General features: G+C 46.0%; 20 protein-coding genes. 13 read left to right on the top strand and 7 right to left on the bottom strand.

Features of this window, described 5'->3' with window-relative positions; all coding sequences use genetic code 11:
• Nucleotide 1: 1 nt before the first annotated feature.
• The 9 genes from gspF (at nt 2) to L3V36_RS21280 (ending at nt 7,176) form a co-directional block, all read left to right on the top strand.
• Nucleotides 2-1,222: a type II secretion system inner membrane protein GspF gene (gspF, locus tag L3V36_RS21320; protein ID WP_004735600.1), complete on the top strand. Its 1,221-nt coding sequence runs from the start codon at nt 2-4 to the stop codon at nt 1,220-1,222.
• Between the two features lie 88 nt (nt 1,223-1,310).
• A complete protein-coding gene (gene gspG / locus L3V36_RS21315) occupies nt 1,311-1,754 on the top strand; it encodes a type II secretion system major pseudopilin GspG (RefSeq protein WP_004735601.1) in 444 nt (147 codons plus the stop codon).
• A 117-nt stretch (nt 1,755-1,871) separates the two neighbouring features.
• Nucleotides 1,872-2,465 carry a type II secretion system minor pseudopilin GspH gene (gspH, locus tag L3V36_RS21310; RefSeq protein WP_081230936.1) on the top strand — a complete coding sequence of 198 codons (594 nt, stop codon included), beginning with the start codon at nt 1,872-1,874 and terminating at the stop codon, nt 2,463-2,465.
• Nucleotides 2,452-2,847: a type II secretion system minor pseudopilin GspI gene (gspI, locus tag L3V36_RS21305; RefSeq protein WP_017086958.1), complete on the top strand. Its 396-nt coding sequence runs from the start codon at nt 2,452-2,454 to the stop codon at nt 2,845-2,847. Before gspH ends, gspI begins: the two co-directional genes overlap by 14 nt.
• A gap of 40 nt (nt 2,848-2,887) precedes the next feature.
• Nucleotides 2,888-3,655: a type II secretion system minor pseudopilin GspJ gene (gspJ, locus tag L3V36_RS21300; RefSeq protein WP_208775649.1), complete on the top strand. Its 768-nt coding sequence runs from the start codon at nt 2,888-2,890 to the stop codon at nt 3,653-3,655.
• A complete protein-coding gene (gspK, locus tag L3V36_RS21295) occupies nt 3,639-4,688 on the top strand; it encodes a type II secretion system minor pseudopilin GspK (protein ID WP_102448461.1) in 1,050 nt (349 codons plus the stop codon). The genes gspJ and gspK overlap by 17 nt, the downstream gene beginning before the upstream one ends.
• Nucleotides 4,657-5,886 (top strand): type II secretion system protein GspL, encoded by a 1,230-nt coding sequence (gene gspL / locus L3V36_RS21290; protein ID WP_102448462.1) that lies wholly within the window; start codon nt 4,657-4,659, stop codon nt 5,884-5,886. The genes gspK and gspL overlap by 32 nt, the downstream gene beginning before the upstream one ends.
• A 20-nt stretch (nt 5,887-5,906) precedes the next feature.
• Nucleotides 5,907-6,395, top strand: a complete 489-nt coding sequence (locus L3V36_RS21285) for a type II secretion system protein M (RefSeq protein ID WP_017081685.1) — start codon at nt 5,907-5,909, stop codon at nt 6,393-6,395.
• Between the two features lies 1 nt (nt 6,396).
• Nucleotides 6,397-7,176, top strand: coding sequence for a type II secretion system protein N (locus tag L3V36_RS21280; protein WP_102448463.1), 780 nt, complete (start codon nt 6,397-6,399; stop codon nt 7,174-7,176).
• A 79-nt stretch (nt 7,177-7,255) separates the two neighbouring features.
• Here L3V36_RS21280 and L3V36_RS21275 read toward each other — a convergent pair whose 3' ends face one another.
• The 5 genes from L3V36_RS21275 to L3V36_RS23980 all read right to left on the bottom strand — a co-directional run bounded on the left by L3V36_RS21275 (nt 7,256) and on the right by L3V36_RS23980 (nt 12,828).
• On the bottom strand, nt 7,256-9,463 hold the full coding sequence (locus tag L3V36_RS21275) for a VWA domain-containing protein (protein ID WP_102448464.1): 2,208 nt from the start codon (nt 9,461-9,463) through the stop codon (nt 7,256-7,258).
• A gap of 228 nt (nt 9,464-9,691) precedes the next feature.
• A complete protein-coding gene (cysQ, locus tag L3V36_RS21270) occupies nt 9,692-10,519 on the bottom strand; it encodes a 3'(2'),5'-bisphosphate nucleotidase CysQ (protein WP_004735610.1) in 828 nt (275 codons plus the stop codon).
• A 36-nt stretch (nt 10,520-10,555) separates the two neighbouring features.
• Nucleotides 10,556-11,107 carry an ADP compounds hydrolase NudE gene (nudE, locus tag L3V36_RS21265; protein ID WP_017079321.1) on the bottom strand — a complete coding sequence of 184 codons (552 nt, stop codon included), beginning with the start codon at nt 11,105-11,107 and terminating at the stop codon, nt 10,556-10,558.
• A gap of 313 nt (nt 11,108-11,420) precedes the next feature.
• A complete protein-coding gene (gene nfuA / locus L3V36_RS21260) occupies nt 11,421-12,005 on the bottom strand; it encodes a Fe-S biogenesis protein NfuA (RefSeq protein WP_004735612.1) in 585 nt (194 codons plus the stop codon).
• A 109-nt stretch (nt 12,006-12,114) separates the two neighbouring features.
• Nucleotides 12,115-12,828 carry a ComF family protein gene (locus L3V36_RS23980; RefSeq protein ID WP_198593266.1) on the bottom strand — a complete coding sequence of 238 codons (714 nt, stop codon included), beginning with the start codon at nt 12,826-12,828 and terminating at the stop codon, nt 12,115-12,117.
• 93 nt (nt 12,829-12,921) lie between these two features.
• On the opposite strand from L3V36_RS23980, the gene bioH reads away from it, so the two are divergent.
• Nucleotides 12,922-13,698: a pimeloyl-ACP methyl ester esterase BioH gene (gene bioH, locus L3V36_RS21250; RefSeq protein ID WP_102448465.1), complete on the top strand. Its 777-nt coding sequence runs from the start codon at nt 12,922-12,924 to the stop codon at nt 13,696-13,698.
• A gap of 339 nt (nt 13,699-14,037) precedes the next feature.
• Entirely contained in the window at nt 14,038-14,511 is a 474-nt protein-coding gene (locus L3V36_RS21245) for a hypothetical protein (RefSeq protein WP_004735616.1), read from the top strand.
• Between the two features lie 153 nt (nt 14,512-14,664).
• Here L3V36_RS21245 and L3V36_RS21240 read toward each other — a convergent pair whose 3' ends face one another.
• Nucleotides 14,665-16,995 (bottom strand): Tex family protein, encoded by a 2,331-nt coding sequence (locus L3V36_RS21240; protein WP_208775646.1) that lies wholly within the window; start codon nt 16,993-16,995, stop codon nt 14,665-14,667.
• 721 nt (nt 16,996-17,716) lie between these two features.
• The gene (greB, locus tag L3V36_RS21235; RefSeq protein WP_208775647.1) at nt 17,717-18,199 is read right to left on the bottom strand and encodes a transcription elongation factor GreB; all 483 of its coding nucleotides are present in this window, start codon (nt 18,197-18,199) and stop codon (nt 17,717-17,719) included.
• Nucleotides 18,200-18,377: 178 nt separating this feature from the next.
• Here greB and ompR point away from each other — a divergent pair, with 178 nt between their 5' ends.
• Entirely contained in the window at nt 18,378-19,097 is a 720-nt protein-coding gene (ompR, locus tag L3V36_RS21230; RefSeq protein ID WP_004735642.1) for a two-component system response regulator OmpR, read from the top strand.
• A 308-nt stretch (nt 19,098-19,405) separates the two neighbouring features.
• A complete protein-coding gene (envZ, locus tag L3V36_RS21225) occupies nt 19,406-20,701 on the top strand; it encodes a two-component system sensor histidine kinase EnvZ (protein WP_017080818.1) in 1,296 nt (431 codons plus the stop codon).
• Nucleotides 20,702-21,051 lie beyond the last annotated feature (350 nt).

Genomic DNA, 21,051 nt, shown 5'->3' with positions numbered 1-21,051 from the left:
TATGGCGGCATTTGAATACAAAGCACTGGATGCCAAAGGCAAAAGTAAAAAAGGCTCAATTGAAGCAGATAATGCTCGTCAGGCTCGCCAAAGAATCAAAGAACTTGGCTTGATGCCGGTTGAGATGACCGAGGCTAAAGCAAAAACAGCAAAAGGTGCTCAGCCATCGACCAGCTTTAAACGCGGCATCAGTACGCCCGATCTTGCGCTTATTACTCGTCAAATATCCACGCTCGTTCAATCTGGTATGCCGTTGGAAGAGTGTTTGAAAGCCGTTGCCGAACAGTCTGAGAAACCTCGTATTCGCACCATGCTACTCGCGGTGAGATCTAAGGTGACTGAAGGTTATTCGTTAGCAGACAGCTTGTCTGATTATCCCCATATCTTCGATGAGCTATTCAGAGCCATGGTTGCTGCTGGTGAGAAGTCAGGACACCTCGATGCGGTATTGGAACGATTGGCTGACTACGCAGAAAACCGTCAGAAGATGCGTTCTAAGTTGCTGCAAGCGATGATCTACCCAATCGTGCTGGTGGTGTTTGCGGTGACGATTGTGTCGTTCCTACTGGCAACGGTAGTGCCTAAGATCGTTGAGCCTATTATCCAAATGGGACAAGAGCTTCCTCAGTCGACACAATTTTTATTAGCATCGAGTGAATTTATCCAGAATTGGGGCATCCAATTACTGGTGTTGACCATTGGTGTGATTGTGTTGGTTAAGACTGCACTGAAAAAGCCGGGCGTTCGCATGAGCTGGGATCGCAAATTATTGAGCATCCCGCTGATCGGCAAGATAGCGAAAGGGATCAACACCTCTCGCTTTGCACGAACACTTTCTATCTGTACCTCTAGTGCGATTCCTATCCTTGAAGGGATGAAGGTCGCGGTAGATGTGATGTCGAATCATCATGTGAAACAACAAGTATTACAGGCATCAGATAGCGTTAGAGAAGGGGCAAGCCTGCGTAAAGCGCTTGATCAAACCAAACTCTTTCCCCCGATGATGCTGCATATGATCGCCAGTGGTGAGCAGAGTGGCCAATTGGAACAGATGCTGACAAGAGCGGCAGATAACCAGGATCAAAGCTTTGAATCGACGGTTAATATCGCGTTAGGCATTTTTACCCCAGCGCTTATTGCGTTGATGGCTGGCTTAGTGCTGTTTATCGTGATGGCGACGCTGATGCCAATGCTTGAAATGAACAATTTGATGAGTGGTTAACCTGCCGCTCATCAGACGTTAGTTTTTGGATTATCGAGAAGAAGGACATCATTCCCCTTAACTCGCTATCTGTAATTTGGAGAAAATAATGAAAAATAAAATGAAAAAACAGTCAGGCTTTACCCTATTAGAAGTCATGGTTGTTGTCGTTATCCTTGGTGTTCTAGCAAGTTTTGTTGTACCTAACCTGTTGGGCAACAAAGAGAAGGCGGATCAACAAAAAGCCATCACTGATATCGTGGCGCTAGAGAACGCGCTCGACATGTACAAGCTGGATAACAGCGTGTACCCAACAACGGATCAAGGCCTTGACGGGTTGGTGACAAAGCCAAGCAGCCCAGAGCCTCGTAACTACCGAGACGGCGGTTACATCAAGCGTCTACCTAACGACCCATGGGGCAATGAGTACCAATACCTAAGTCCTGGTGATAACGGCACAATTGATATCTTTACTCTTGGCGCAGATGGTCAAGAAGGTGGTGAAGGTATTGCTGCGGATATTGGCAACTGGAACATGCAGGACTTCCAATAAGCTTCGGCTTGTTGTCGGTTGATACGTTCCTGTTGTTTGATTCGTTATCGTTGCTTGATACGTCATTGTCGCTTGATACGTTATTGATGGTAGTACGCAAAAAATGGAGTCTACAAGGTGAAAACTAAGCAAACACAGCCAGGTTTCACCTTGATTGAGATTCTTTTGGTGTTGGTATTACTGTCAGTATCGGCGGTCGCGGTGATCTCGACCATCCCTACCAATAGCAAAGATGTCGCCAAAAAATACGCTCAAAGCTTTTATCAGCGAATTCAGCTACTCAATGAAGAGGCTATTTTGAGTGGCTTAGATTTTGGTGTTCGTGTTGATGAAAAAAAATCGACTTACGTTCTGATGACTTTGAAGTCTGATGGCTGGCAAGAAACGGAGTTCGAAAAGATCCCTTCTTCAACTGAATTACCGGAAGAACTGGCACTGTCGCTGACATTAGGTGGTGGCGCGTGGGAAGACGATGATCGTCTTTTTAATCCGGGAAGCTTATTTGATGAAGACATGTTTGCGGATCTGGAAGAGGAAAAGAAGCCCAAGCCACCACAGGTCTACATCTTGTCGAGTGCTGAAATGACGCCATTTGTACTGTCGTTTTACCCAAATACCGGTGACACCATACAAGATGGTTGGCGCATTCGAGTATTGGATAATGGTGTGATTCGATTACTCGAGCCGGGAGAAGAAGATGAAGAAGAATAACCGTTCTCCTTATCGTTCTCGTGGTATGCCTCTTGGTTCACGAGGAATGACTCTGCTTGAAGTATTGGTTGCGCTGGCTATCTTCGCTACGGCGGCGATCAGTGTGATTCGTGCTGTCACCCAGCACATCAATACGCTCAGTTATCTCGAAGAAAAAACCTTCGCGGCGATGGTCGTTGATAATCAAATGGCCCTAGTCATGCTACATCCTGAGAAGCTTAAAAAAGCACAGGGCACGCAAGAGTTAGCGGGAAGAGAGTGGTTCTGGAAGATTACCCCTATCGATACCAGCGATGATTTATTAAAGGCGTTTGATGTGAGTGCGGCAACCAGTAAGAAAGCGTCTCCAGTCGTTACGGTGCGCAGTTATGTGGTCAATTAAAAGCGTGTGGTCAACTAAGAGCGTGCGGTTAACTAAGAACATGTTGTCAATTAAGAACAGCTCGCTAACTAAGAGCGTGTCGCTAAGTAAGAGCATGTCGGCAAATAAGCGTACGCCGCGTAAACAAGGTCTATCTTCCAAAGGGAGAGGCTTTACCCTAATAGAAGTCTTGGTCTCGATCGCTATCTTTGCCACGTTAAGCATGGCGGCTTATCAGGTGGTTAATCAGGTACAGCGAAGCAACGAGATCTCTATTGAGCGCAGTGCTCGTTTGAACCAACTGCAACGCAGTTTAGTCATTTTAGATAATGATTTTCGCCAGATGGCGGTGCGAAAATTTCGTACCAACGGTGAAGAAGCATCATCTAAGCTGATCTTAATGAAAGAGTATTTATTGGATTCTGACAGTGTAGGCATCATGTTTACTCGCCTAGGTTGGCACAACCCACAACAACAGTTTCCTCGCGGTGAAGTCACGAAGGTTGGTTACCGCATTAAAGAAGAAACACTTGAGCGTGTATGGTGGCGTTATCCCGATACCCCTGCAGGCCAAGAAGGTGTGATTACCCCTCTGCTTGATGATGTTGAAAGCTTGGAATTCGAGTTTTATGACGGAAGCCGCTGGGGGAAAGAGTGGCAAACCGATAAATCACTGCCGAAAGCAGTGAGGCTCAAGCTGACACTAAAAGACTATGGTGAGATAGAGCGTGTTTATCTCACTCCCGGTGGCACTCTAGATCAGGCCGATGATTCTTCAAACAGTGACTCTTCAGGTAGTAATGAGGGGAATAATGACTCATCGAACTAACAAGCGTGCAGCGAGCATACCTGTTCTAGGGCGCAAGCAGCGTGGTGTCGCGCTGATCATTATTTTGATGCTATTGGCGATCATGGCAACCATTGCTGGCAGCATGTCCGAGCGTTTGTTTACACAATTTAAACGCGTTGGTAATCAACTGAATTACCAACAGGCTTATTGGTACAGCATTGGTGTAGAAGCGCTTGTGCAAGACGGTATTAGGCAAAGTTACAAAGACAGTGATACCGTGAACCTAAGCCAACCATGGGCGTTAGAAGAGCAGGTATACCCATTGGATTATGGCCAAGTTAAGGGCCGCATTGTTGATGCTCAGGCATGTTTTAATCTTAATGCCTTAGCCGGAGTGGCGACCACTTCAAGTAACCAGACTCCTTATTTAATCACGGTTTGGCAAACCTTATTGGAAAACCAAGACGTTGAGCCTTATCAAGCTGAGGTTATCGCAAATTCAACGTGGGAATTTGTTGATGCGGATACACGAACCACCTCTTCGTCTGGCGTAGAAGACAGCACGTATGAAGCGATGAAGCCCTCTTATTTGGCGGCGAATGGCTTAATGGCCGATGAATCCGAGCTACGAGCGGTTTATCAGGTCACTGGTGAAGTGATGAATAAGGTTCGCCCATTTGTTTGCGCTTTACCCACCGATGATTTCCGTTTGAATGTGAATACACTCTCGGAAAAACAAGCGCCTTTATTGGAAGCGATGTTTGCGCCAGGCTTAAGTGAATCGGATGCCAAACAGCTGATAGACAAACGCCCATTTGATGGCTGGGATACGGTAGATGCTTTCATGGCTGAACCTGCCATTGTTGGTGTAAGTGCCGAAGTCAGCAAGAAAGCGAAAGCATATTTAACTGTAGATAGCGCCTATTTTGAGCTAGATGCAGAGGTATTAGTTGAGCAGTCACGTGTACGTATACGGACGCTTTTCTATAGTAGTAATCGAGAAACAGTGACGGTAGTACGCCGTCGTTTTGGAGGAATCAGTGAGCGAGTTTCTGACCGTTCGACTGAGTAGCGAACCACAAAGCCCTGTGCAGTGGTTAGTTTGGTCGACAAGCCAACAAGAAGTGATAGCAAGCGGTGAACTGTCTAGCTGGGAACAGCTTGACGAGTTAACGCCTTACGCTGAAAAGCGCAGCTGTATCGCTTTATTGCCGGGAAGTGAATGCTTAATTAAGCGTGTTGAGATCCCGAAAGGTGCTGCTCGCCAGTTTGATTCTATGCTGCCGTTCTTATTAGAAGACGAAGTCGCACAAGATATCGAAGACTTACACCTGACTATTTTAGATAAAGATGCCACTCACGCTACCGTGTGTGGTGTGGATCGTGAATGGTTAAAACAAGCTTTAGACCTGTTTCGCGAAGCCAATATAATCTTCCGTAAGGTGCTACCAGATACACTAGCCGTGCCTTTGGAAGATCAAGGCATCAGTGCATTACAGATCGACCAACATTGGTTATTACGTCAAGGTAACTATCAAGCCGTATCAATCAGCGAAGCATGGTTACCGATGTTTTTGCAAAGTGATTGGGTTGCTGCTGGTGAGGAAGAGCAAGCGACGACTATCTTCAGCTATACCGCGATGCCGAGCGACGACGTTCAACAGCAAAGCGGTCTCGAGTGGCAAGCAAAGCCTGCGGAATTGGTGATGTCTTTGTTGAGCCAACAAGCGATCACAAGCGGCGTAAATTTACTGACTGGCACCTTTAAAACCAAATCTTCATTCAGTAAATATTGGCGCGTATGGCAGAAAGTCGCGATTGCTGCTTGTTTGCTGGTGGCTGTGATTGTGACTCAACAAGTGTTGAAGGTTCAGCAGTATGAAGCGCAAGCCGAAGCTTACAGAGCTGAGAGTGAACGTATTTTTAGAGCTGTGCTGCCAGGTAAGCAACGAATTCCGACAGTAAGCTACCTTAAGCGTCAGATGAATGATGAAGCTAAGAAATACGGTGGTTCAGGCGAAGGTGATTCTTTACTTGGTTGGTTAGCTTTGCTGCCTGAAACCTTAGGGCAAGTGAAGACGATCGAAGTTGAAAGCATTCGCTACGATGGCAACCGTTCTGAGGTTCGACTGCAGGCTAAAAGTTCTGACTTCCAACACTTTGAGACCGCAAGGGTGAAGCTCGAAGAGAAGTTTGTCGTTGAGCAAGGGCCATTGAACCGTAATGGCGATGCCGTATTTGGCAGTTTTACTCTTAAACCCCATCAATAACCTGCGTAAGGAGATCAGTGATGAGAAATATGATTGAACCACTCCAAGCGTGGTGGACTTCAATAAGTCAGCGGGAACAACGATTAGTCATTGGTTGTTCTATTTTATTGATACTGGGCGTTGTCTATTGGGGATTAATACAACCACTTAGCCAACGAGCCGAGCTTGCACAAAGCCGCATTCAAAGTGAGAAGCAACTTCTTGCTTGGGTAACCGACAAAGCCAATCAAGTGGTTGAACTACGAGGCAGCGGCGGCATCAGTGCCAGTCAGCCTTTGAACCAATCTGTGCCTGCTTCTATGCGCCGTTTTAACATCGAGCTGATACGCGTGCAACCACGCGGTGAGATGCTGCAAGTTTGGATTAAGCCTGTGCCATTTAATAAGTTCGTTGACTGGCTGACATACCTGAAAGAAAAGCAGGGTGTTGAGGTTGAGTTTATGGATATTGATCGCTCTGATAGTCCTGGGGTTATTGAGATCAACCGACTACAGTTTAAACGAGGTTAATGTGAAACGCGGTTTATCTTTCAAATATGGCCTGTTATTCAGCGTCATTTTTATCGTTTTTTTCTCGGTAAGCTTGTTGCTGCATTTGCCTGCCGCTTTTGCTCTCAAGCATGCACCCGTCGTGCGTGGTTTAAGCATTGAAGGCGTTGAGGGCACAGTTTGGCAAGGTCGCGCTAACAATATTGCGTGGCAGCGTGTCAATTACGGCTCAGTGCAGTGGGACTTCCAGTTCTCTAAACTATTCCAAGCCAAAGCAGAACTTGCGGTTCGCTTTGGCCGTAACAGCGACATGAACTTATCAGGTAAAGGACGTGTCGGGTATAGCATGAGCGGTGCTTATGCGGAAAACTTAGTGGCATCAATGCCAGCCAGCAACGTGATGAAATATGCGCCTGCTATCCCAGTGCCAGTGTCTATTGCAGGACAAGTTGAACTGACGATCAAACATGCGGTTCATGCTCAACCTTGGTGCCAATCGGGCGAAGGTACGCTTGCTTGGTCTGGTGCAGCTGTCGACTCGCCAGTGGGTTCGTTAGATCTTGGCCCTGTGATTGCGGATATTACTTGTGAAGACAGTACTATTGCAGCCAAAGGCGCTCAGAAGAGCGTTCAAGTGGACAGTGAGTTCTCGGCGAGCGTAACGCCGAATCAAAGCTACACCTCGGCGGCATGGTTTAAGCCGGGCGCTGAATTCCCGCCTGCGATGCAGAGTCAACTTAAGTGGTTGGGCAATCCTGATAGCCAAGGTAAATACCAATTTACTTATCAAGGCCGCTTTTAGTGCTTTGTTAAAAAGTGAACGAGTAAACGAAAGGGCGGTAGAATTAAATTCTATCGCCCTTTCGTTTATGGACTAATAGTTACTTTGCGTCATCTACATATTGATAAGCAATCACAATATCAGCGCCTTGTGTCGGAATAGCTGCCCCTGTAAATACGATAGACTCAGATAGTGGGTAATATTGCCAACCGTTCGAAGAGTTACGGTTTACTTTCGTGCCGTTAACGGTGACTAGAATCGATGATGAAAGAATATGTTGTGCTTCAGCTTTAGAAAGCTTATAGCCAGCACTTGAAGCCCCAGCATTTTGGGCCATCACCTCAACAAACGCCTTGTACTCAGAAGTAACATTGATATTCAAGGTCTTACCTAGAGTAGATATAGCAAGGTCATCATATTGGCTGCGAGCCGCATCTGATGGGTCGACAATAGAGTAAACTCGATAGCCGTTATCAAGGAATAAGTTGTTGTTTGGATCAAACTCTGAAGTGTTGTACTGTTTGTATTGACTGGGTTCATCACTCATGATGACGACTGATAGTGAAGCGCCAGATCTTGGGTATCCTGCGAGTTCTGCAGTTCCATCGGTTTGGAGTGCAAGTTCAGAGTAATATATCCCACGTTCCGTAGCGCTCCCTCTGGTACCAGGTTTAAAATCTTCAGCAATTTGGACTAAGTCATTAGTAAACCCATTCCCACGCAGTTCATCTGAATCTGTTGTAATGGTACCAACCATGAAATCCACACCCGCGTTTTGAATTGTGTCAGTAAAGGCTACAGTCAAATCACTGATCGCTTGCTGCTCATTACCCATGCTGCCTGAATTATCAATGACAAATAGGAAATCTGCTTTAGAAGTCGTTTGATCAAGAGCGGTAAACGTGTCATTTTGCAGTTGCAGTGTTGCATCTTTAGATGCTTGGATACTTTCCGATGTCGTTGAGACAATCAGATCTGAGTAATTCAAAACCTTGTCGTTCTGCACCAATGTACTGGTAATAACTGCACTGTCTGCAACCTTGTTGTAGCTAGTTGTAATATCAAGTTGGTACTCAGTTTGTATTACTTCAGAAGCAGCAGGAACCAGGGCACTTGCTGTCCCCCCAACTTTATTCACTGCTACTTGATTTATTAGAGTATTCAGAATGTCCGTGAGTTTTAACCCAGTTCGTAATGTGATTTTGTAGGTTGCATTAACATCACCATTTTCCAAAGTGGTTAGAGAGGTTTGTACAACTTGGGCACTATTTAGTTCAGATGCAAAAGCACTAACACCAGCAACAAGGATTTCTTGAGCTGTTGTTTGTCCCGTTAATGCCCCTCTCTCTGCAACAAACCCTGCAAGTTCAGTGTTATCTGGTGTTGGAAGTGAGCTTCTTGTCGAAGCGGCCGCTGCGGTAGTCACAGGCTCAGCGTAGATAATAGTACCTGTTACATCACCAGTAAGAGCACTGGTTGTATAACCTTCAGGTAAGAACACTTGTTGGCTGTCGAGAACGACAGACTGTGTTGGCGCAGGAGCTTCCGCGACGGTGATGATGATCTCTTTGGTTTGTAGTACGGTTTGACCTTGATCGTTGGTCGTTTCAATGCTGAGTTGATACTTCTCTTGGCCGACTGCAGCACCCGCCTGAATGGTGACTTGGAGCGGATCGGATGTCGTTAATTCATCACCATTTTCGTTATACCAAGTGACTTTATCATTCGACTGAAGGTTACTGATGGTTGCAGTTAGCGTTGTTTGTGCACTTGCAGCAACGATGGCCGGATTAGCTGTAATTGAGTTGATTACGGCACTTGGCGCGAAATCTGCCCCGATACTACACAATACTTCTGATGACTGAACTTCGCTGCTATCAAGAATACTATTATTGTTAGTATCTACCCCAAGAGTAACAAGTTGCCCTCCTGCATCACATCTGGTGTCCGTTTTAGCTATTAAAGCAACCGACACTAGAGCTTGATTGAAGATATCGCTACCTTCTTGCTGGGTATTATTTGTCCCATCGTGACAAATAGTTTTGTTGGAAACATGTTCACTATCTTCTAGTACGTTATTTTCGTTATCATCGTAACCAGCAATAACTTTCAAGCCACCATTAGTGCATTCCGAATCACCAACAGGGAGAGTTAACGTAGAAATTAACGCGTCTTTCTGTACTGCCCCCTCATTTGATGAACTATCTGAAGAACCACTATCGCTCCCACAACCAGAAAGTAAAATAGACGCTACGGACGTAGCAATCAGAGTTTTTTTAGTAAGCCTAGCATTGACGTTCACTACCATATCCTTGTGATATATGAAATTAATATAGATACATATAAGGAATGCTTTTATCGGTCGGTATAAATTTTGTCAATGAAACAAGTATGGTATGAATAAGAACTTTGAGCTACTTAACTTTATGAATGATAATGATAAAATAGTCAGTTTCTATTGATGGAATTGTTATTTTGGTTCAGGGTTTTGAGAAGAAAAAGCACCACATCATCGATAGTGGTGCTTTAGATAAAGTTAATCTTTACCTTGTAAGATTTCTGCCCAAGGTAAGTCGGCATCGCCAAGAACAATGAAGTTCGGGTTCTCAAGCGTCTCTCTTTCATTGTACGAGAGTGGCTCTAATTGAGTGCTTAGGATTCGGCCTCCCGCTTCTTCAACAATGCACTGGGTTGCCGCGGTATCCCACTCTCCGGTTGGTCCAATACGTAGATAACAATCGACAGCGCCTTCGGCAACCAAGCATGCCTTCAGCGCAGCAGAGCCTAAAGGAACCAAATCATAGTTCCAAGCAGAGCTCATACGGTTAGTGATGCGATTGATGTCTTGGCGACGGCTGATTGCCATCGCGATCGATTGGTTTGGCAGCTCGTGACGATGCGTTTTGATTTTTACACTGTCATTGAGGTCTGGGATCTTCCAAGCGCCTTTGCCACTGTAAGCGTAATAGCTCACACCTGAAACAGGCGCGTACACGACGCCCATTACTGGCTTGTTATGCTCAATTAGGGCGATAATTGTTGCAAAGTCGCCACTTCGTGCGATGAACTCTTGCGTGCCATCGAGCGGGTCAACTAACCAGTAGCGATCCCATTGAGAGCGTTGCTCTAGGCTGATGTCGGCGTCTTCTTCGGATAATACGGGAATATCAGGCGTCAATTCACTGAGTTTTTTTAATATCAGCTTATGTGCTGCAAGATCGGCACTGGTTACTGGAGTGTCGTCACTCTTAGTGAACTCTTCGTAATCCTTTTTCTCGTAAATCTCTAAGATGAGTTGGCCTGCAGAGCGAGCAATCTCAATGATAGAGGGTAGGAGGTGAGACAAATCTTTTGTTATTGGCATAAATATTCTCTTACTCTTCGAGCGAGCCTGAATGTTCTAATTATTGTTTAATACACGAAGGGCTAATAGTAGGGCTGTAATACTGCGAGCCTCACAGAAGTCGAGATGCGTTAACAGTTCTTCGGCTTGAGCAAGTGGCCAGCGCACAATGTCGAGTGGTTCTGGTTCGTCACCTTCTAGTTTCTCTGGGTAGAGTTCTTCTGCGATAAACAGCGTCATTTTGCTAGAGAAATAAGAGGGTGCAAGGATCACTTCTTTTAGGGGAGTAAGCTTGTTGGCACCAAAGCCAATCTCTTCTTTTAGTTCACGAACGGCGGCTTGATTGGGCTGCTCACCTGGATCAATTAGCCCTTTTGGGAAGCCGAGTTCATAGCGCTCTGTGCCTGCTGCGTATTCACGCACCAACAGAATATCGCCTTGTTCAGTAATCGGAACCATCATTACTGCGTTGCGGCCGCTGGGCTTCATGCGTTCGTAGGTACGCTCTACACCGTTTGAAAAGCGTAAATCGAGAGACTCGATAGAGAATAGTTTTGATTGAGCGACAGTTTGTTGAGCCAAAATTTCTGGCTTGGTCCTTTTTGTCATTGCGCTCGCTCCTTAGCTCATTGGAATTCTTTCTTATAAAGTCATTCTAATATAGGGGAAATAGAGTTGAGTTCCTAGATCCGAGTTTTCATATCCTAGAATTATTGGATCAGGAACCGATTGCGATCACTTGAATACCTTACTGCAAATGGTAACCCGCCCGTCATTATGGGCATTGAACGAGAAATAGACGGTTCGAAAGCGCTCTGCTGTTTTAAATACAAAAAAAGGTTGATGCTTGCGCATCAACCTTTTGATTGAATCTTTAACTTTCTACTGGCTAAGACTGCATGAGTGCTTAGTCGTAAAATGATTAGTAGTAAGAGTGCTCACCGCGATCGTGCTCAGTTGCATCACGAACGGCCGTCAATTCACCTTCGAATTGTTGAAGAAGTTCTTTCTCGATGCCTTCTTTAAGCGTTACGTCAACCATAGAACAACCGTTACAACCGCCGCCGAATGCAACGATAGCTGCGCCTTCTTCAGTGATCTCTACTAGGCTAACGTGACCGCCGTGGCCAGCAAGCTGTGGGTTCACTTGTGTTTGGATTGCATACTCAACACGTTCTATCAGAGTTGCGTCGTCTGATACTTTACGCATTTTAGCGTTTGGCGCTTTTAGCGTGAGTTGAGAGCCCATTTTGTCAGTTACGAAGTCAATCTCAGCTTCGTCTAGGAATGGTAGGCTTAGCTCATCAACGTATGCCGAGAAAGCGTCGAAAGAAAGCTTAGTGTCAGACGCTTCGATAGCATCTGTTGGGCAGTAAGAAACACCACACTCAGCGTTTTGTGTGCCTGGGTTTACCACGAACACACGAATGTTTGTACCTTCAGGCTGCTGTGACAGCAGATTGGCAAAGTGAGTTTGAGCTGTTTCTGTAATAGTAATATTTGACACGACGAATACCTGAGTAAATTTGTAGGTTATTAGCGCCATTCTACTCCTGTCAGATTTGTAATTCAGCCCTTTTTTGTTGGATTGCTGTACAAGTAGCGATTCACAGCTTTTATCCAGAGGGCTCAGGAGTGCGGCAGATGCAGTAAATATCAATCCTTTTTACGCCTACTTCAAGTAGTAATTGGCATAATTGATACACAGTACTGCCGGTGGTTACAACATCATCAATTATCGCGACGTGAGAAGGGACAGTTCCTTGAAAGTCTTGTTTTCGAAGCGTAAAAGCACTCTTTAGATTGTGTAATCGTGCGGATTTAGTTAGCCCTTGCTGAGAAGCGGTTGAGCGAATTCGACGGAACAGCACCTCATCTTTAACGCCAAGTTCTTGAGCTGTGTAATTAGCGAGCAGCTGACTTTGATTAAAGCCACGATGAATATATCGACGCCAATGCAGAGGTACGCTGGTGATCAGCGGAGCAGGGTGCTCGATACGTGAAGCTAATAACTTTGACAGATCGCGTGCAAACCAAAACTTATCGGCGTACTTCATTTGTTGAATGTAACGTGCTGTTGGAAAGGTGTAGTCCCCAACGCAATAGAGACGATGCCAAGGTGGAGGTTGAGATAAGCACTGTCCGCACTGCTCTATTGTGAGCAGGGTTTTTAAGCCACACCGCTGGCAGCGCGGCACTGGCTCGAAGAGATTAAGACAAGAATCACACCATCGAGGGTGAGCATCACTGTGCGACTTATCTAGCTTGCACAGATGGCATTGAGGTGTGACCAGACGTGGTGTGTGTTTTTGTAGCCAATCAGATAACATAGCTCGTGATGCTTTTGGGTTATGGTGTTCCTTTTACTCACCATACTGAAAAGCGCGGATTATCGCTGATGGAAAAAGTAGGGAATATCGAGAATGAGTGACGCGTTGTATTGGCATGTTTCTGGGCAAGGGCCTGATTTAGTTCTGGTTCACGGTTGGGGTATGAATGGTGCCGTATGGCAGCAAACGGTTACTGCTTTAGAAGCTGACTTCCGAATGCATGTTGTTGACCTTCCAGGGTATGGACATAGCGCACATTGCCACGCTCAAGATCTTGAAGAGATTGCTCAGCAACTATTGGTCGACGCGCCCAAGCAAGCGATTTGGGTGGGTTGGTCACTCGGTGGTTTGGTCGCGACGCACATGGCTCTCCATCACTCAGATTATGTCAGTAAATTGGTGACTGTCGCCAGTTCTCCTAAATTCGCCGCCGCAAAAGAACCGGTGTTATGGCGAGGCATTCAGCCAAACGTATTAAGCGCATTCACCGAACAGTTGGTTGAAGATTTTCAAACCACCATCGAACGCTTTATGGCACTGCAAGCCATGGGTAGCCCTTCAGCAAGGCAAGATGTAAAACAACTCAAGCAAGCGGTGCTGTCTCGCCCGTTGCCGAACCCTGAATCATTATTGGCAGGATTAAAGATGCTGTCGGATGTCGATCTGCGTGAACAACTGCCTGAGATTTCAGTGCCAATGCTGCGCTTGTATGGTCGATTAGATGGATTGGTGCCAATCAAGGTTGCAAAAGACTTAGGTACAGCCTTGCCTCATACCGAGCAATACATCTTTACCCAGTCTTCGCATGCGCCATTTATGACGGAAGCGGATGCCTTTTGCAGCGAACTGGTTAGCTTCGCCCAAAAATAATCGCTAAATTTATCGCTGGCTTGGTCGATATATAACCTAATACCACTCACAGTAAGTAAGTGTTCAAAAATAGCGTAGGAAAAAGGCTTGAGAACAAGGCAGAGCTTTTTGATAAGTAGTTATTCTACAATCAAAAATTCTAACGCCGTTATCGAGCATTTTAGCAAGCTAGGATGAGCAGTTATTTACTACGATTGGTATAACACCAATGCACAGCATGATACTCAGACCTAACTCTCTCCTGAGCTGATTGCGGTAAGTTGGGCTATGCCTGTTGTACTGACTCACAGTACAACAGCGTTATAGCAATAACGATGGGCGATTCTTGAGGAGTTCGCGATGATTGTGTCACCTGCAACTGCAGTGAGTGTGCCACTGATCGCCCCATCCGTTAATGTGCAAACAGAGCAAGTTGCGCGTGATAATAGAGTTCGAGAACCTGTCGCTCCCGCCGTAGCATTGGCGAAAACCAATGCAGAGCGAAAGGTAAAACCGGACGATAAGCGAAGGCAGCAGTCGGCTTGGGATCCTTCAGACCATCCAGGTTATGAAATGGAGAACGAGTCAGAGGCCAATTCGATTAGCCAAGAAGAGCCACAAGATCCTTTTGATAGGTTGTTCAGCTTATTGGCACTGAGAACATACAGTGCTGATCAAGGAAAGGGCTATACCATGCGTTTCCGCCTGCCAAAGCATGTTTTAGATGCGGCGATTCAAGAGGGACAGATGGAGAAGCGACGTAAGGTCATAAAATATCATTATGGTCATGCTGTTGCGCCTCATGCTCCATCAGGAATGTTGGTTGTTTTGTAGCATGATCGTGTTGTGTTTAGAACACGCAGAATACAGCTAAGCTTCGATGTCTTTTTTGAACACATAATAAAAAACCTGCATACCCTAAGGGATGCAGGTTTTCTGTTTTTACAGGCTATTTATTTCACGACACGCAGTCGTTTCATTGACCTATTATTTCTTCGCTTTAGCAAAGGCAGCGGCAAAAGCACCACCCATCGCCGCGTTTTGTTGCGGTTCCTCACGGCGGCGTTGTCCACCTTGCGAATTTTGATTCGGGCGATTTTGCGTGCGAGGTGCACTTGAACGTTGTGCACGGTTGTCTTGGCCGGGTTCATCTTTCATACGCATGCTTAGTGCAATACGTTTACGTTGAACATCCACTTCCATCACCTTCACTTTGACGATTTCTCCCGTTTTCACGACTTCATGAGGATCAGCCACAAAACGATCGGTTAGCGCTGATATATGCACTAAACCGTCTTGGTGAACACCAATGTCAACGAAGGCGCCAAAGTTAGCTACGTTTGAAACCACGCCTTCTAAGATCATGCCGGGTTCTAAGTCAGACATACTATTTACGCCATCGGCGAAGGTTGCTGTCTTGAATTCAGGACGAGGATCTCGACCCGGTTTATCCAGCTCTTTGATGATGTCGGTTACCGTTGGTACACCGAAGTTCTCATTGGTGTAATCAACCGCATGTAAACCACGTAAGAAGTCTGTATTACCCACCAGAGACTTGATGTCTTTCTGGTTTTTCTCGGCGATGGCTTTCACCAATGGGTAAGCTTCTGGGTGAACCGAAGATGCGTCTAGTGGATTCTTACCATCCATGATTCTTAGGAAACCCGCACACTGTTCAAACGCTTTTGGCCCTAAACGAGCGACTTTTTTGAGTGTTGTACGAGCTTCGAAGCGACCGTTTTCATCACGGAAGTCCACGATGTTCTGAGCAATGGTGTTAGAAAGGCCAGCAACACGAGTTAACAGTGCGGCAGAGGCCGTATTCACATCAACACCAACCGCGTTTACACAGTCTTCGACAATCGCGTCTAGGCGCTTAGCGAGCATAGTTTGGCTCACGTCGTGTTGGTATTGGCCCACACCGATCGATTTAGGGTCAATCTTCACTAGCTCTGCCAGTGGATCTTGCAGACGACGAGCAATGGACACCGCACCACGAATCGATACATCCATATTCGGGAATTCTTTCGCCGCTAACTCAGACGCGGAATAAACCGATGCGCCCGCTTCGCTAACAATAATCTTTTGTGCTGTTAGGTTGCCGCGTTTAATCACATCCGCAACAAAGCTGTCTGTTTCGCGTGAAGCGGTACCGTTACCAATCGCAATCAAATCAACATTGTATTGGCGAACCATCTGCTCAACCACGTGTGCAGATTTGTCGTATTGCTTTTGAGGTGGGTGAGGGTAAATGGTCTCTGTTGCTAGAACCTTACCGGTTGAATCTACAACGGCGATTTTTGAACCGGTACGTAAACCCGGGTCCAAGCCCAACGTTGCACGAGGGCCAGCAGGCGCCGCCATCAATAAGTCTTTAAGGTTGGTTGCGAACACCTCAATCGCTTCGATTTCACCGCGTTCTTTCATCGCGCCCATCAGCTCAGTTTCCATGTGCATAGAAACCTTGATACGCCACGCCCAGCTAATCACTTGCTTACGCCATGCATCTGCAGGTGCGCTGCTCAGGGTAATACCGTAGTGATCAGAGATGATGTTTTCGCAGTATGAACCACGTACACCTTCTTCTTGTTCTGGGTCAGCATTCATCGCCAACGTTAGGAAGCCTTCATTTCGGCCTCGCAACATCGCAAGCGCACGGTGTGAAGGTACTTTGTTGAGTTTTTCGTTGTGTTCGAAGTAATCTTTGAATTTCTCGCCTGCTTGTTCTTTGCCCGTCACGACACGTGAAACGAGTTCTGAGTTACGCGTGAGATGTTGGCGAATCTTTTCAAGTAGGTTGGCGTCTTCTGCAATACGTTCCATCACGATCGCACGTGCACCATCCAGTGCCGCTTTAGTATCAGCAACGCCTTTATCGCTGTTGATGAAGTTAGCGGCTTCGGTTTCAGGATCGTGTTGTGGTTCATTCCAAAGTGTATCGGCAAGTGGCTCTAAGCCTGCTTCAATCGCGATTTGACCTTTGGTGCGGCGCTTTGGTTTGTATGGCAGGTATAAATCTTCTAGGCGCGTCTTGCTGTCGGCTTGAGTGATATCACGCTCTAATTCTGGCGTGAGCTTGCCTTGGTCTTGAATCGACTTAAGAATCGTTTGGCGACGATCGTCTAGTTCGCGAAGGTATGAAAGGCGACTATCAAGGTTACGCAGTTGGGTATCGTCTAAGCCACCCGTGACTTCTTTACGGTAGCGGGCAATAAAGGGAACGGTGTTACCGTCGTCAATTAGGTTGACTGCGGCGATGACTTGCTCTGAACGAACATTCAGTTCTTCAGCAATCAGTCGACAGATAGCTTGGCTCATCCGATGAATCTCTTATTTAATATCATGACAAATACATGGGGGTGAGCGTACGCTTTTTCTAGCTTTGGCTGTGTAATTATCGTGTCAGAAGTCGAATTTCCGTTTGTGATATCCGCTTTGTGCGAGATCTCTCACACGTGATGTAAGCCTAAGTCGTCTTAAACCTGTCAATATGTCTTAATTTAACTGTAAGTTGTTGATTTTTAATAACATGGTATTTTGGGGCGTATTTCTCACTCGAAATGTTTTTTGGGACTATCTAGGAAACTCGCCCAAATACCGTAATATTTAACTTGTCGACAGGGAGTTGGCAGGAACAGGAAAAAGCCTAATGGACTAGGTATCTTCAGGACGAAGATTTGATTACTTAGGATGAGTGGTCAGCAAGGAAGTAATAATCTCTGGATGAGATTCGCCAGTCAGGATGACAGGCTAGAATGGACACCGCTAGGATGGCGATGAACAAAAAGGAAATTGGTTAAAGGATTTAGCCACTATCAAGGACAGATGCAGGGAGCACCTTATCTCGTAGAGATAAACAGTAGCCGGATTGCTGCGATAGAGACTTAACCCCGCCAGGCGCAAGCCTAGCGGGGTTTTCTTTTATCTGGCGTTTGAGTTTGTCTGCTCGACCTGTGATGGCCGGTTAATCACGCTAAGCGATAAGCGATAAGCGATAAGCTATAAGCCAAGGCATAAGGTAAGCCATAAGCAATAAACTTTACCCGTCGTCTGCGTAGCGAATCGAGTTAATGAACCACTCTTTATCGCCTTCCGGTGTGGTTACCGTAAACTCATCATCCACTTCCTTCTTCAGCAGAGCTCTAGCCATTGGCGAGTCGATAGAGATATAACCTTTCGCATCACCGTAGATCTCTTCAGGGCCGACAATACGAAACTTCTTCATTTCCCCATCCTCATTCTCAATCTCGACCCAAGCACCGAAAAATACCTTACCTTCTTGTTGCGGTGAGTAGTCCACGATCGTGACATCAGGCAGGAACTTGCGTAAGAAACGCACTCGGCGATCAATCTGACGAAGCAAACGCTTGTTGAACGTGTAGTCTGCGTTTTCTGAACGATCTCCAAGGCTTGCTGCCCAAGTGACTATCTTAGTGATTTCAGGACGCTTCTCGTGCCATAAGTGGTCATGTTCTGCTTTGAGCTTGTTGTAACCTTCTCGGGTGATCAGTTTGGTTTTCATAAATCTGACTTAATGAAATGATGTTCTAAGATAGAATATATAGAAAGGCAACATACGTTAACAATTATTTAGGCGACTTTTTCTCCAATAATGTTACATTTTTAATGTCTTATACCAATATACAATTTACCAAGAATGCTTAACCTTAGGTTTGAGCTTTAATAGGTGGAACCATTACATGCAAGAAAACTACAAAATTTTAGTGGTCGATGACGATGCTCGTCTACGTGCATTACTAGAACGCTATCTGTCAGAGCAAGGCTTTCAAGTGCGTAGCGTGGCAAACAGTGAGCAGATGGACCGCCTGTTAACCCGTGAAAATTTTCACTTGATGGTATTGGATTTAATGTTGCCGGGCGAAGATGGTCTATCGATCTGTCGTCGTCTACGAAACGCAAACAACTCGCTGCCTATCCTTATGTTGACGGCAAAGGGTGATGAAGTGGATCGCATTGTGGGCTTGGAAGTGGGTGCTGATGATTACCTGCCAAAACCATTTAACCCGCGTGAACTGCTTGCTCGTATCAAAGCGGTAATGCGCCGCCAAGTGATTGAAGCTCCGGGAGCGCCAAGCACGGAAGAATCTGTGGTTGCCTTTGGTGAGTTCCGCTTGAACCTAGGTACACGTGAAATGTTCCGTGGTGAAGAGCCAATGCCTCTGACCTCAGGTGAATTTGCGGTACTTAAGTCATTGGTGACAAATGCTCGTGAGCCAATGTCTCGCGATAAGCTGATGAACATGGCTCGTGGCCGTGAATATTCAGCGATGGAGCGTTCTATCGATGTTCAGATTTCACGTCTGCGTCGTCTAGTTGAAGAAGATCCAAGTAAACCTCGTTACATCCAAACGGTGTGGGGCTTGGGTTATGTATTCGTTCCAGATGGCAAAGCTGTGTAATCTCGCTTTGCTCGTTCTGTGATTCAGAATTCTTTATTTACGGGTCATCTCATTAATATGCGATGGCCCGTTTTGTATTCAGCACAATGAGAGATACCAATCGTAGTAAATAACTGCTCATCCTAGCTTGTTAAAACGCTCGATAACTTCGTTAGAAATTTTGATTGTAGAATAACTACTTATCAAAAATTGCTGCCTTGTTCTCAAGCCTTTTTCCGGCGCTATTTATGATCATTTACTTACTGTGATTGGTATTACAGCTATAGTTCCCACTATATCCCTTTATCATCCCTCACTTTAGGTCTTCTATGCGCATACGTAGCTCCTTTACTCAGTCGATAGTGCTCTTTTTAACCTTGTTGGTTGCTAGCCAAATCTTTTCTTATTACGCGGTGTTTAACTATGCATTGATGCCGAGTTTGCAGCAGTTTAATAAGATTCTGGCTCACGAGCTAAACCTCGTCTTGGATCAAGGCAGTGATATCGAGATTGATGCGCCACTGCGTCAACGTGTGCTTGAGCAGCTAGGAGTGACGGTTCACGCCAAGGACAGCGAAGCTGCGGGTGAGTATTACCATGCAGTAGCAATCGATCTGATGAGTGAGGAGATGACTAAAGAGTTGGGCTCTGAAACCGAAGTACGGCTGATTTTAGGCAAAGAGAGCTACGTGTTGTGGATGGACATCGCGCAGCTGCCTAACTCCTTGATTCGTATTCCTCTGTCTGAGCTGCAAGAAGAAGACTTTGCGCCTCTGTTCCGTAACAGCCTGATCATGGCGATGTTGATTGTCGCGGGTGGCTGGCTGTTCATTCGCTTGCAAAACCGGCCTTTGATAGCGCTAGAGAAAGCCGCCCAAGGTGTGGGGCGTGGTGATATTCCACCACCATTGCCAGTGCAAGGTGCGCAAGAGATCCGCTCGGTAACTCGAGCCTTTAATCAGATGTCGAAAGGTATCCAAGAACTCGAAGAAGACCGCGCTTTGTTGATGGCAGGTATCAGTCATGATTTACGTACTCCGTTAACGCGTATTCGCTTAGCGACCGAGATGATGTCGCCAGAAGATAGCTATTTAGCGGAAGGAATCATCAGTGATACCGAAGAGTGTAATGAGATCATCAGCCAGTTTATGGATTACCTAAAGCCCGTTGATCGAGATTCATTCCAAGAGGTATTTGTCGATGATATTGCCCGAGAAGTTTCTAGCTCGGAAGGTGGCTACGAGGTACAAATTGAAACCGATATTCCAGAATCGATGAAGCCTGCGCTAGGTAACCCGATCGCGATGAAGCGTGCCGTGAGTAACTTAGTGGTGAATGCGCTGCGCTATGGCAATGGTTGGGTCAAGGTATCGACTGGCATGACGGCCGATAATAAATTGGCTTGGGTGACCGTTGAAGATAATGGCCCTGGGATCCCGCAAGACCAAGTCGGCAAGTTGTTTGAACCGTTCACGCGGGGTGATACCGCTCGTGGTAGTGAAGGTACCGGCTTAGGCTTGGCGATTGTGAAACGTATTGTCAGCCAACACCAAGGTGCGGTAGTGGTTAATAACCGTAGTGAAGGTGGTTTAAAAGCGCAGATCAGTTTCCCTGTGAAGCCTTAAATATCATCAGTCTGCATTATGGCGACGGGGTCGGTTCGGGGAGCGGTATAGAGATCCCCGACTCGGTCATTCTTCCCTCTCGAGGATGACGAATTGCTAACCATGGACTTTGATGATGAAAGTTTGCTTTGATCGTCATTCCCTATCGTGAGGAACGAGCGAATAGGGAATCTCGCTCTTGCTTGATGAAAGTAACGCACACTAAAAAGGCTTCCTTAAGGGATAATGCCGATCGTTTAAGAAGACTTGAACGATCTTGCAGTTAGCAGATAATCCCCATCAACAACGTTGATGGGGATTTTTTTATGCTTGAACAAGAATTAGCAATGGCACACGAGACCATTGAAGAT

Source organism: Vibrio sp. G-C-1, from assembly GCF_021728015.1.
Taxonomy (GTDB): domain Bacteria; phylum Pseudomonadota; class Gammaproteobacteria; order Enterobacterales; family Vibrionaceae; genus Vibrio; species Vibrio splendidus.
This window is presented reverse-complemented; position numbering and strand designations above follow the sequence as displayed.